Here is a 12,386-nt window from a genome sequence, read left to right on the forward strand (position 1 = left end):
GTTCCTTCCATTCTTTCTCACTGGAGCTACGACATGAAGAGCCTGATGCTGACCTTGACGCGCGGTGCCATCGCCGCGGCGCTGACTGCCTGCGGCGTTGCGAGCGCGCTTGCGGCCGACCTCAAGGTCGGCCTGAGCGTGTCGCTCTCGGGCCCCAACTCTTCGTTGGGCGTGCCATATGCGAAGGGCATGCAGGCCGCGCTGGCCTACAAGCCCGAGATCAATGGCCGCAAGGTGCAGCTCATCGTGCTGGACGACGGCTCCGACCCGACGACCGCCGGGCGCAATGCGCGCAAGCTTGTCGAAGAGGAGAAGGTCGACGTGCTCATGGGCACGTCGGGCGTGCCGGCCGCCATCGCGATGGCGCAGGTGGGCCGCGACGCGAAGACACCGATGATCGGCCTCACGCCGATCCTGCTCGATGCGAACGAGAACTCGTGGGTCATGACGGTCGCGCAGCCCACGCAGCTGATGATCGATGCGGTGGTCGAGCGCATGAAGCGCAACAACGTCAAGACGGTGGGCTACATCGGTTTTACCGACGCCTGGGGCGACCTGGTCTACAACGCGCTCATGAAGGCCGCGCCCGAAGCCGGCATCAAGGTCGTGAGCAACGAGCGCTACGCGCGCGCCGACGCTTCGGTGACCGGGCAGGTGCTGAAGATCGTCGCGCTGCGGCCCGATGCGGTGATGACCGGCGGCGCCGGCACGCCGGGTGCATTGCCGTTCCTTGCGCTGCAGGAGCGCGGCTACAAGGGCGGCGTGTACGGCCAGCACGGCCTCATCAACCCCGACTTCGTGCGCGTGGTCGGTGCCGCCGGCCAGAATGCACTGATGCCCACCGGCCCGGTGATCGTCGCCGAGCAGTTGCCCGACAACTATCCGACCAAGAAGATCGCCACCGATTTCCGCGCGGTGTTCCAGAAGGTGAACAACGCGCCGACCAGCGATGCCTTCTCGGCCTATTCCTTCGACGGCTGGCTGGTGTTTGCAGATGCCGCCTCGCGCGCCATGAAGAAGGCCGAGCCGGGCACGGCGGAGTTTCGCGTGGCGCTGCGCGATGCCATCTTCAGCACCAAGGAGGTGGTGGGCACGCACGGCGTGTACAGCTTCAAGCCCGGCAGCCTCTATGGCGTGGACGAACGCGCCCGCGTGATCGTCAAGCTCGACAACGGCCAATGGAAGCTCGCACCTTGAACCACCTGATGACGACGACTTTGCCCGGGGGCTTTCTATGACATGGGACGTGGCGCTGATCCTTGTCACCGACGGCCTCGCCAACGGTGCCATCTATCTGCTGGCCGGGCTCGGGCTGGTGCTGATCTTTTCCGTCACGCGGGTGGTCTTCGTGCCGTTCGGCGACATCGCGGCCTTTGCCGCACTGTCGCTCGCGGCCTTCGAAACCGGCCGAGTGCCGCCGACCATTGGCATGGTGGCCGTGCTCACGGCGCTGGCGTTGGCAACGGAAGTCGGCGGCCTGCTGCGGCGCGGTGAAGCCGCCCGCATTCCCAAGGCGGTGCTGATGTGGGGCGTGTTGCCCGCGATTCCCTGCGTGCTGGCGTGGCTTGCGGCAAGGCCGGGGGTGCCGGTGGCGGTGCATATCGCGGTGGCGGTGCTGCTGGTGGTGCCCATCGCGCCGCTGCTCGCACGGGTGGTGTTCCAGCCGATTGCCGACGCTTCGGTGCTGGTGCTGCTGATCGTTTCGCTGGCGCTGCACTTCCTGCTCTCGGGCCTTGGCCTGTTGTTCTTCGGCCCTGAAGGCTCGCGCACCACGCCGCTCACGAGCGCGGTGTTCACGCTGGGCGATGGGTTCACCGTCAGCGGCCAGGTGGTGCTGATGGTGGGCGCGGCCATTGTGTTGAGCGGGCTGTTCTTCCTGGTGTTCGAGCGTACGGTGGCCGGCAAGGCGCTGCGCGCGACGGCGGTGAACCGGGTGGGCGCGCGGCTGGTCGGCATTCGGCCGGTGCGCACCGCGCTGCTGGCCTACGGCTGCGCCTCGCTGCTGGCAGGGCTCATCGGCGTACTGATCGCACCGGTAACGACCATGTACTACGACTCGGGTTTCATCATCGGCCTGAAAGCCTTCGTGGCCGCGATCATCGGCGGGCTCGTGAGCTACCCGATGACGGCCGTGGGTGCGCTCGCCGTCGGTGTGGTGGAAAGCTTCGCGTCGTTCTGGAGCGGGGCGCTGAAGGATGTGATCGTGTTCAGCCTGCTCATACCGGTGCTCATGTTGCGCTCCTTCTTGGCCGCGCATTCCGAAGAGGAAGAAGACGAGGTGGACCAATGATGAACGGCAACCGCAAACGCATGGGCTGGATCGCCGTGGTGGTCGTCGTGCTGGCGCTGGTGCCGGCGGTGGCGGGCAGCTTCACGGTTTCGCTGCTCAACGACATCGGCATCGGCGCGCTGGTGGCGCTCGGGCTGGTGCTGCTCACCGGCGTGGGTGGGGCAACCTCGTTCGGGCAGGCGGCCTTCGTGGGCATTGCGGCCTATGCGACGGCGTGGCTCACGACCACGCAGGGCATGTCGCCATGGATCGGCCTCTTGTTCGCGCTGCTGCTCACCGGGCTGTCGGCCCTTGCCATCGGCATGCTCACGCTGCGGCTCGGCGGACACTTTCTGCCGCTGAGCACCATCGCGTGGGGCCTGTCGATCGCAATGCTGTTCGGCAACGTCGATGCGCTCGGGCGCCACACGGGGCTGTCGAACATTCCGGCGCTGCAGGTCGCGGGCTGGTCGCTGGCCGATCCGCGGTCGATGTACTACCTGATCTGGGTGGTGGTCGGGTTGGCCTGCCTGTTCAGCCACAACCTGCTGCAGTCGCGCCCCGGCCGTGCGATTCGCGGGCTGCGCGGCGGCGCCACGCTGCTGGCCAGCGTGGGGGCCGATGCCTACCGCGTGCGGCTTACGCTGTTTGTGACGGCCGCGCTCTTTGCGGGGCTGGCAGGCTGGCTCTATGCGCACATGAACCGCTTCGTGAGTCCGTCGCCGTTCGACGTGCGCGCGAGCATCGAGTACCTGCTGATGGCGGTGGCCGGCGGGCTCGGGCAGCTGGCTGGCGCGCTGGTGGGCGCGGCCCTGGTGCTGGTGTTGAAGAACGGCCTGCAGGACGTACTGCCCATGCTCACGCAGCGTGCCGGGCAGCTGGAGGCGGTGGCGTTCGCAACGCTCTTCATTCTGTTGCTGCACTTTGCGCGCGGCGGTCTCATGGGCCTGCTGCGGCGCTGGACGCGTCGCAGGGCCGGCTCGCAGGGTGCCTCGCGCTATGAAGCACCTGCGGTCGAACCGCTGCCGCACCGGCAACTGCCCGCGCGCGGCACGCAGGTGCTGTCGGTGAAGGGCGCGGTCAAGCGCTTCGGCGGGCTGGTGGCGGTGAACGACGTGAGCTTTGAAGTGAATGCGGGAGAAATCATCGGACTGATCGGCCCGAACGGCGCCGGCAAGTCGACGATGTTCAACCTGCTGACCTGCACGCTGCCGATGAGCGCGGGCCAGGTGCGCTTTCTGGAGCACGACATCGCCGGCATGCCGCAGCGCCAGGTGGCGCGGCTGGGGCTGGCGCGCACTTTCCAGCACGTGAAGCTGCGGCCGCACATGAGCCTGCTCGACAACGTGGCGCTGGGTGCGCATTCGCGTACGCGCTCGGGTGTCTTGAAAGCCGGCCTGCGGCTGGACCGCACCGAGGAAAGGCAGATCCTGCAGGAGGCGCAGCGCCAGCTCGACCGTATCGGCCTGGGCGACCGCGCGCACGAGCTCGCGGGCAGCCTGCCGCTGGGCACGCAGCGCATTCTCGAAATTGCGCGCGCGCTGGCTGCAGACCCGGTGCTGCTGGTGCTCGACGAGCCCGCGGCAGGCCTGCGCCGCAAGGAAAAGATGGCGCTCGGAGACCTGCTGCGCAAGCTGCGCGAGGAGGGCGTGACCATCCTGATCGTTGAACACGACATGGACTTCGTGATGAAACTGGTGGACCGGCTGGTGGTGATGAACTTCGGCTCCAAGCTCGTGGAGGGCGTGCCGTCGGCGGTGCGCGCCGACGAGCGTGTGCAAGCGGCTTACCTGGGGAGCGTTGTATGACCGCGATGCTGGAGATCGGCGATCTGCATGTGTCGTATGGGCAGGTCGAGGCGGTGCGCGGCGTGTCGATCGACCTGCAGCCAGGGCAGATCATCTCGGTGATCGGGCCCAACGGCGCGGGCAAGACCACGCTGCTGGCCGCCGCCATGGGCCTGCTGCCCTGCAAGGGCACGCTGCGCTTCGAGGGCGAAGACCTGCAAGGGCTCGATGTGGAAGCGCGCGTGGAGCGCGGCCTGTGCCTTGTGCCCGAGAAGCGCGAGCTGTTCGGCGAGCTCACCGTGCTGGACAACCTGCAGCTCGGCGCCTATGCCAAGCGGCTGCGCGGCGATGCAATGAAGAAGCGGCTGCAATCGGTATACGACCGCTTTCCGCGGCTCGCGGAGCGCCGCGCGCAGCGCGCCGACACGCTCTCGGGCGGCGAGCGCCAGATGCTGGCGGTGGGCCGCGCACTCATGTCGGCGCCGCGCCTGCTGATGCTCGACGAGCCCAGCCTCGGCCTTGCACCGCTCATCGTGCGGGACATTCTTACCATCGTGCGCAAGCTGCGCGAAGACGGCGTGTCGATCCTGCTGGTGGAGCAGAACGCGCGCGCCGCGCTTGAAACCTCGGACCACGGCTACGTGCTCGAAACCGGCGAGATCGCGCTTTCAGGCGCTTCGGCCGAGCTGGCGAGCGACCCGCGGGTGCAGGCCACCTATCTTGGCGGAGGCACGCACGATGACGAGTGAACCGCGCGCAGTGCCCCCGGCACAGCGAACGCTGCCGGCCATGCTGCAGCGGCAGGCGGCAGTGTTCGGTACGCGCCCGTTGCTGCGCATTGCGGGCTCTCGCTGGTCGCATGCCGATGCGGCAGAAGCAGCGGGCGCTCGCGCGGGCGCACTCGCGCAAGCGGGCATCGAGCGCGGAGACCGCGTGGCCGTGATGTGCGGCAACCGCATCGAGTTTCTGGAAACCTTTCTAGGTGCCGCTTGGATCGGCGCTTCGACGGTGCCGATCAACACCGCCTCCATGGGGCCGCAGATCGAGTACTTCCTTTCACACAGCGAAGCGAAGCTGCTGGTCATGGAAGCCGGGTTTTTGAGCCGCCTGCAGGCCGCGGACCTCGGGCGAACGAAGCTCAAGGAAATCTGGATCGTCGGCGAGGCGGCCGGCGGCGAGCCCGCGGCGTGGCTCGCACCGGCCAGCGTGCGCGTGCTGGCGTATCCCTCCGGCGGCCCGGCTGCTGAGCCGGCCGACGTGCAGCCCGGCGATCCGCTGGCCATTCTGTATACCTCGGGCACCACGGGCCCGGCCAAGGGCGTGATCTGCCCGCATGCGCAGTATTTCTGGTGGGGCGTGAACAGCGCCGAGGTGCTCGGCGTGGCGACGGACGACGTGCTGTGCACCACGCTGCCGCTCTTTCACATCAATGCGCTCAACACCTTTGCGCAAGCCGCGCTGACGGGCTCCAAGGTTGTCTTTGAAACGCGCTTCTCGGCCTCGGGCTTCTGGCCTTCGATGCATGCGAACGGCGCCACCGTGGTCTACCTGCTGGGTGCCATGGTGCCGATACTGCTTGCGCAACCCGCGGGCGAGGGCGAGCGCAACCATCGCGTGCGCATCGGCCTCGGGCCCGGTGTGCCCGAGGCCGCCGGCAAGGCGTTTTTCGAGCGCACCGGCGTGCGCCTGCTCGAAGGCTACGGCTCCACCGAAACCAACTTTGCCATTGCCACCGCACCCGATTCGCCGCGCGGCGGCGTCATGGGGTGGCTGCGGCCCGGTTTCCAGGCGCGTGTTGCCGACGAGGGCGATGCGGAGCTGCCCGCGGGAGAAGCCGGCGAATTGCTGCTGCGCGCCGACGAACCCCATGCCTTCGCAAGTGGCTACTTCAACATGCCCGAGAAGACGGTCGAGGCCTGGCGCAATCTCTGGTTTCACACCGGCGACCGCGTGGTGCGCGACGCCGACGGAGCCTTCAGGTTTGTCGACCGCATCAAGGATGCGATCCGCAGGCGCGGCGAAAACATTTCTTCGTTCGAGGTCGAGCAGGTGCTGCTGAGCCATCGCAGCGTTGCGTCTTGCGCGGTGTACCCGGTGCGTTCCGAGCTTGCTGAAGACGAAGTCATGGCCGCGCTGGTGCCGCGCGAGGGCGAGCGCATCGATCCGCTGGAACTGATGAGCTTCTGCGAAAGCCGCCTGCCGTATTTTGCGGTGCCCCGCTATGTCGATGTATTGCCCGACCTGCCGCGCACCGAGAACGGCAAGGTTCAGAAGTTCAAGCTGCGCGAGCGCGGGGTAGGCGCGCAGACCTGGGACCGTGCGCTGAACAAGCGATAGGCCACATTCGCTAGAATCGTTCAGAACTAAACATTTCAGGTATGCATGCAAATCCATTGAGCGGCCGCCACGCCCTGGTGACTGGCGCCGCGCGCGGCATCGGAGCCGAAATCGCCCGCACCCTCGCCGCCGAAGGCGCTACGCTGACCTTGCTCGGGCGCGACATCGATTCGCTCCAGCGCGTGGCCGCCTCGCTCCAGGGCCAAGGCCATGGTGTCGTGGCCGCCGACGTGGCCGATGCGCAAGCGGTGCAGGCCGCGTTCGCGCAGGCACGCGCCGGGCGAGGGCCCATCGCAATCCTGGTGAACAACGCCGGCGCCGCGGAAAGCGCTCCTTTTCTCAAGACCTCGGTCGAGCTCTGGCAGCGCATGCTGTCGGTCAACCTGACGGGCAGCTTCTTGTGCGCGCAGGCGGCACTGCCCGACATGCTCGAGGCGGGCTGGGGCCGCATTGTCAACATTGCGAGCACCGCCGGCCAGAAGGGCTATGCCTATGTGGCCGCCTACACGGCGGCCAAGCACGGCGTGATCGGCCTCACGCGCTCGCTTGCGCTCGAAGTGGCCCGCAAGGGCGTGACGGTGAACGCGGTATGCCCCGGCTATACCGACACCGACATCCTGCGCGCGAGCGTCGCCAACGTGGTCGGCAAGACCGGCCGCAGCGAAGCCGATGCGCTGGCCGAGTTTTCCAACGTCAATCCGCAGCGGCGCATCGTGCAGCCCGCCGAGGTGGCCGATGCGGTGCGCTGGCTGTGCGGCGAGGGCGCGGCCTCCGTCACCGGGCAGTCGGTATCGGTTTCCGGCGGGGAGGTCATGTAATGCGCAACGATGCCTCGCACGCCGCGCTCAGCGATGCCGAAGAACTCGGCCACGAGGCGCGCGCGGGCCGTGAAGACCACGCCATGCTCAAGCTGTGGCTGCGCATGCTCGCAAGCACCACGCAGATCGAGGCCGAAATTCGGCGCCGGCTGCGCGAGCGCTTCGGCATTTCGCTGGCGCGCTTCGACTACATGGCGCAGCTGTATCGCTACGAAGAAGGCCTGAAGATGCGGGTGCTGTCGCGCTACCTGATGGTCACGGGCGGCAACGTTACCGGCCTCACGGACGAGCTCGAGCGCGACGGCGTGGTGGCGCGCGCACACAGCCCCGACGATCGCCGCTCGTGGATCGTGAGCCTCACGCCCAAGGGCCGCGCCAGCTTCGAGACCATGGCCAAGGAGCACGAGCAATGGATTCTCGAAATGTTCTCGGGCCTCGACATGAAGACCGTCAAGCAGATGCATGCGCAGCTCGGTCAACTGCGCGTGCACGTGATGCGCAGCGAGCCCTCGGGCGAGGAGGGCTGATGACCGCAAGCCAGAGGGAAGCGCCCCAGGCCGAATTCCGCCGCACGCGGATGATCCGCTTTTCCGACTGCGATCCGGCGGGCATCGTGTTCTACCCGCAGTACTTCGTCATGCTCAACGGGCTGGTGGAAGACTGGGTGAGCGAAGGGCTCGGCATCGACTACCACGCGCTCATCTCGGAGCGGCGCGTCGGCTTGCCCACGGTGCGGCTGGAGGCCGACTTTCGCGCGGTGAGCCGCATGGGCGACCAGGTCGCGCTCGGCCTGTCGGTCGAGCGGCTGGGTTCACGCTCGATCTCGCTCGTCCTGCGCTGCTTCGAGCCGGCCGGCGGTGAACTGCGCATGCAGGTGAAGCAGGTGCTGGTGACGACTTCGCTCGAGAGCCATCGCGCGGTGGAAATTCCGCAAGACTTGCGCGCGGCCATCCTGCGCATGTCGCCTTCTTCTGTTGCCTAAGAAAAGGCTCAGGCCGGCGGCTCTTCGCCAGCGCCGTGTGCGCGCTGCTTGAGCCAGCCGCTGAGCTCTTTTTCCCCTTTGCGTTGGCCTGGCGCCAGGCCTCGCGCGCGGCCGCAATGAAGCGCTCTTCAGCCGCGTCGGGCACTTCGGAGGCGCGGTCTTCCTCGTCGAGCCAGCCAGTTTCCACTTCGCAATGCCGCTCGATCTGCCGCGCCAGGGTGTCGCCGATCGGCCGCGAGCTCTTGATCTGGCTCCACATGCTGGGGGAGATTTCGATCTTCCTGGCAAAGGCCTGGTCCAGCCCCTTGGCGGGCAGGCCGGCTGCAATGGCCCCTTCGAGAAAGCGGCGGTGCAGCGCAAGAACATTGCGGCGGCGCGCGACGGTGAGATTGGGCACTGTTTGAAAACGACGACGAGGGGACGAGAACGATTGTCCCGGTTGTCGACGGTGCCGTAAACACTATTTACCTCCCGAAAGAGTAGGGAAGCGGCAGCCCCCAGAGCGGCAGGCTCAGCGGCTGAAGCCCCCGAAGACGCCGTAGGCGATGATCCCGGCGGTCGCAAGGCCGCCGACGATCAGGCAGATCACCTTGGTGGTGCGGCCGCTGCGGCGGCTTGAACGGGCCCAGTGCTCCGGACCGATCAGGTCGATGGGAACAGTGGGTTTGCCTAAGTCTGACGCCTTTTCCATGACAGGAAATATAGCGTAGCCCGCGGGGCGGAACAAAAAAATACCCGCCGAGGCGGGTGCAACGAGCTTGAGCTTCGAAACTTTATGCGCCCCTGTCGCCGGAGTTCTTGTTCTTCTTGCGATGCATGACAGCAACCCGCAAGATGCCATGCCAATCGCCTTTTCGGAGCGGGACAGGGCCGGATGCTGGTGAAATCACTTTAGAAAAGTGTGAAATATTGCCGTATGGACAAAGAAATCATCACTGAAAGCCTGAAGCGGGCGTTGGAAAGCTGGGTTCGCCACGCTTCCGCCGAACAACTGTGGAGTGTGCTCCAAGCGGGCGGGCTGGGTGCATCCATCGACGTGGAAGGCGATGCCGTTCACGTCCGCGTCGAACTCGGCGGGCCGCCCAACCCGCTGTCGGAACTGGGCCGAACCGACGGGCGCCTGCCGGTCACAGAGGCTTTTCTCGGCGAAAGCGCCATCTGGGGCAAGCCGCCTCCGCAGGGCGACGAAACGCGCGAGCAATGGTTCCTGGCGAGCGAGCTGGCCCAGCAGCATGCCCGGCAATACCTGATTGCGGAAGTGGGCGAGAAGCGCGAGTTGCTGTCGCGCTTTGTCGAAGGGTGGATGGTGGGTTGAAGCACCGCTGGCCACGGTAAGCGGCGAGGGGCTGTTCAATCCGCCCGGGTAACAAGCACCTCCCCTATCTGCGGCCCGTCGACGATCGCACCGGCCGAGTCGTACACCACTTCGATGCTGACCCCGCAGCTATCGGCGTCCATCTCCCACACCCAGCCGTAAAGCTCGCGCGGGCTGCCCTTGGGCGACATGAGCGGCATGTTCATCCGCAGGCCGTGGTTGCTTCCCACGTTCACCCTGACCATCGCGGTCGATTCTTCGGGATCGCTTTCTGCACTGACCTCGATGATCGTGGCCCGCAGCGGTTCGCGGTGAACGAGGGCTTGCAGTGCGGCCGGCAGGTCTTCGAAGGGCGGGGCGGTCGTTCCGTCGGGCTTGTCGGCAGGAAAGGGATCGCTCAACCGCACGGGCCGGAAGTAGTGTTCAGACCGGCCCATCGTTCCATCGGCACCGATGGACGTTGCGATGTCTTCGATGGCACCTTCTTGCAGCAGCCACGATTCGCCGCCGCTTTGCATGACGTACAAGCGCTCGTCGTTGGCATCGCTGCCGAGTGAATCGTCGTTCAGCTCTACGTCGAGCTGCACCAGGCGGTCGCCGCCGTCTGTTTCGACGACCTCGTACGGCCCGCTGTAATGCCGCACGCCCACTGCCTCGCCCGTCTTTTCGTCGTTCTCCCAGAAGAGCAGCTGGTAGCCGCCATTGCCGTCGAGCGCGAGCAGCCGGCGCCAGTCGATGTAGGCCGACAGGAAGAGTCCGCTTGGGCGGTCGCTGTCTCTTTCCGTGTTCTCGAAGGCCTCGCGGTATTCTGCGGGCATGGCCGCATAAACGCTGTGGGGCGGCGATGCAGGCGAGGCGCTTTCGCGATCGACCTCCGCGCGGAGCTTCTGGTGGAGCGCCAGCGCATCGGTCTTGACGATCTTGAGCATCTGCATGGACAGCAGCGTCGGATCGACGTAGTAGACCTCGCCGGCCGCAAGCGGTCCGGCTTCGCACTGCGCTTTTTCGAGCATGTCCGGGCGGATGAATTCATCGACAAAGTCCGCATCGCTCAGCACGCTGTTGAAGAAATCCACCGCGTCCCAACTCAGGATGCTGGTGCTGCGCGTGACGGGGTTCAGGGTTGCCACGTCCTCGTCCGTTGCGGTGAGCTTCCGGTAGAAGAGCAGGGTGCCGAACGGCGTGATCGCAAACGGCACTCGCACCACGGCATCTTGCGGCGAAGCAACGATCCACCGGTCGAGCGTGGCTTGCCATGCATCCGGCTCGATCAGGCAGATCTGCCGGTGTCCGTACAGCCCCAGGCCGTGCTTGCGCCAGAGCTCGAGCATTGCCGCGGGCAGCCCGCCTTCATACCTTTGCAGCAGCTCCTGCGTGGCGGGCACACAGCCGGCATGCGGCGGGTTCGCCTTGATGAATGGATGGAGCTTGATTCGACCGAACATGGACTTCCGCTTTTTCAAGAATGCGATGAGCCCGGATTCTGCGTGAGTCGGCTCCCCTGGGGATTGCGCACGCAAAACCGGCGCGTCATGATCCGCACCCGATGACCGCGCGGCGCCCACGGCCGATTCACCGGCCTGTCACGCAGGGCGCCTAAGTTCCGCTCGCACACCAACCAGGAGACTTGCCTTGAACCACCTGAAGAAGATCTGCACAGCCATGCTCGGCCTGGGCATGTTGTTTGTGGCCGCCACACCGGCCACCGCGCACGAAGAACGCGCGCGCCGGCGCGCCGACAACGCGCCGCTGGTCATCGGGCACCGGGGCGGCGCCAACGGCTACCTGCCCGAGCACACGCTCGAGGCCTACGCGCTGGGCATCTCTCTGGGCGCCGACTACATCGAACCCGACCTTGTCGCCACGAAGGACGGCCACCTGATCGCACGCCACGAGCCCAACCTCATCGACACCACCAACGTGAAGGACCTGCCGCAGTTCGCCAACCGCCGGCGCACGGTGGTGCTCGACGGCGTTCCGACCGATGGCTTCTTTGCCAGCGACTTCACCCTGGCCGAGATCAAGCAACTGCGCGCGGTGCAGTCTTTTCCCGAGCGCGACCAGTCCTTCAACGGCAGGTTCCAGGTTCCGACGCTGGCCGAGGTGATCGACCTGGCCAAGCGCAAGTCGCGCGAGGAGGGCAGGCGCATCGGCATCTATCCGGAGACCAAGCATCCGACCTATCACCAGACCATCGGGCTTCCGTTGGAAGACCGCCTGCTGGCCGTGCTGAGTGCCGCGGGCTGGAACCAGCGCAACGCGCCGGTCTTCATCCAGTCGTTCGAAACCGCCAATCTTCGCTATCTGCGCAGCAAGACGAGCGTGCGCCTGATCCAGTTGGTGGACGCGAATGACGTCAAGCCCGACGGCTCGCTGGACTTCAGCAAGCCCTACGACAAGCCCTACGACTGGGTCGTGTCGAACCGCGACGGCCAGTTCAAGGATTTGGTGACGCCGCGCGGCCTGCAAGAGGTCAGGGGCTATGCGGACGGCATCGGCCCCTGGAAGCCGTACCTGATTTCAAGCGCCTGCAAGTCGGTGCAGAACGGCGCGTGCGCCGACGTGACGGGCGACGGCTTGGTCGACGATCGCGACCGCGTGCTGCTGCCGCCCACCGACGTGATCGCGAATGCGCATCGGCTGGGGCTGCTGGTCCATCCGTACACCTTCCGCAGCGAGCAGAAGCGGCTGACCGGCAGCTTCGGCGGCAACGCCGTCAACGAGTACCTCGCGTTCTACGAAGCCGGCGTCGACGGCTTGTTCAGCGATTTCGCGGACACGGCAGTGGCGGCGCGTGCGATGTTCCTGCTCAAGCACGACCCTGACTACGCCGGCTGCCTGGTCAACTCGCGCAAGTGCGAGCGCAACAACGATTGAG

13 protein-coding genes are annotated in these 12,386 nt (G+C 66.3%); 11 read left to right on the forward strand and 2 right to left on the reverse strand.

Translation table 11 applies throughout. The annotated features are described in order from the left end of the window. Positions 1 to 33 precede the first annotated feature (33 nt). From M0765_RS17055 to M0765_RS17095, 9 genes are all read left to right on the forward strand, one after another. Positions 34 to 1,197, forward strand: a complete 1,164-nt coding sequence (locus M0765_RS17055) for an ABC transporter substrate-binding protein (protein ID WP_258504892.1) — start codon at positions 34 to 36, stop codon at positions 1,195 to 1,197. A gap of 37 nt (positions 1,198 to 1,234) precedes the next feature. Continuing rightward, entirely contained in the window at positions 1,235 to 2,290 is a 1,056-nt protein-coding gene (locus tag M0765_RS17060) for a branched-chain amino acid ABC transporter permease (protein ID WP_258504894.1), read from the forward strand. Next, positions 2,290 to 4,077, forward strand: coding sequence for a branched-chain amino acid ABC transporter ATP-binding protein/permease (locus M0765_RS17065; RefSeq protein WP_258504896.1), 1,788 nt, complete (start codon positions 2,290 to 2,292; stop codon positions 4,075 to 4,077). The genes M0765_RS17060 and M0765_RS17065 overlap by 1 nt, the downstream gene beginning before the upstream one ends. Further along, on the forward strand, positions 4,074 to 4,805 hold the full coding sequence (locus M0765_RS17070) for an ABC transporter ATP-binding protein (protein ID WP_258504898.1): 732 nt from the start codon (positions 4,074 to 4,076) through the stop codon (positions 4,803 to 4,805). Before M0765_RS17065 ends, M0765_RS17070 begins: the two co-directional genes overlap by 4 nt. Further along, on the forward strand, positions 4,795 to 6,393 hold the full coding sequence (locus M0765_RS17075; RefSeq protein WP_258504899.1) for an ATP-dependent acyl-CoA ligase: 1,599 nt from the start codon (positions 4,795 to 4,797) through the stop codon (positions 6,391 to 6,393). Before M0765_RS17070 ends, M0765_RS17075 begins: the two co-directional genes overlap by 11 nt. 41 nt (positions 6,394 to 6,434) lie before the next feature. After that, positions 6,435 to 7,211 (forward strand): SDR family NAD(P)-dependent oxidoreductase, encoded by a 777-nt coding sequence (locus tag M0765_RS17080; protein ID WP_258504901.1) that lies wholly within the window; start codon positions 6,435 to 6,437, stop codon positions 7,209 to 7,211. Further along, a complete protein-coding gene (locus tag M0765_RS17085; RefSeq protein ID WP_258504903.1) occupies positions 7,211 to 7,738 on the forward strand; it encodes a MarR family winged helix-turn-helix transcriptional regulator in 528 nt (175 codons plus the stop codon). Before M0765_RS17080 ends, M0765_RS17085 begins: the two co-directional genes overlap by 1 nt. Further along, positions 7,738 to 8,193, forward strand: a complete 456-nt coding sequence (locus M0765_RS17090) for an acyl-CoA thioesterase (RefSeq protein ID WP_258504905.1) — start codon at positions 7,738 to 7,740, stop codon at positions 8,191 to 8,193. The genes M0765_RS17085 and M0765_RS17090 overlap by 1 nt, the downstream gene beginning before the upstream one ends. A 193-nt stretch (positions 8,194 to 8,386) precedes the next feature. Then, a complete protein-coding gene (locus M0765_RS17095) occupies positions 8,387 to 8,650 on the forward strand; it encodes a hypothetical protein (protein WP_258504907.1) in 264 nt (87 codons plus the stop codon). 54 nt (positions 8,651 to 8,704) lie between these two features. On the opposite strand, the gene M0765_RS17100 is transcribed toward M0765_RS17095, so the two are convergent. After that, positions 8,705 to 8,884 carry a hypothetical protein gene (locus M0765_RS17100; protein WP_157612912.1) on the reverse strand — a complete coding sequence of 60 codons (180 nt, stop codon included), beginning with the start codon at positions 8,882 to 8,884 and terminating at the stop codon, positions 8,705 to 8,707. A gap of 225 nt (positions 8,885 to 9,109) precedes the next feature. On the opposite strand from M0765_RS17100, the gene M0765_RS17105 reads away from it, so the two are divergent. Further along, positions 9,110 to 9,508: a hypothetical protein gene (locus tag M0765_RS17105; RefSeq protein WP_258504909.1), complete on the forward strand. Its 399-nt coding sequence runs from the start codon at positions 9,110 to 9,112 to the stop codon at positions 9,506 to 9,508. A gap of 35 nt (positions 9,509 to 9,543) precedes the next feature. Here the strand turns inward: M0765_RS17105 and M0765_RS17110 are convergent, their stop codons facing one another. Continuing rightward, a complete protein-coding gene (locus M0765_RS17110; protein WP_258504910.1) occupies positions 9,544 to 10,953 on the reverse strand; it encodes a GAD-like domain-containing protein in 1,410 nt (469 codons plus the stop codon). A gap of 187 nt (positions 10,954 to 11,140) precedes the next feature. On the opposite strand from M0765_RS17110, the gene M0765_RS17115 reads away from it, so the two are divergent. Beyond that, entirely contained in the window at positions 11,141 to 12,385 is a 1,245-nt protein-coding gene (locus M0765_RS17115) for a glycerophosphodiester phosphodiesterase (protein WP_258504911.1), read from the forward strand. The last annotated feature ends 1 nt before the right edge of the window (position 12,386 follow it).

The sequence above is a fragment of the Variovorax sp. S12S4 genome (genome assembly GCF_023195515.1).
Classification (GTDB): Bacteria; Pseudomonadota; Gammaproteobacteria; order Burkholderiales; family Burkholderiaceae_C; genus Variovorax.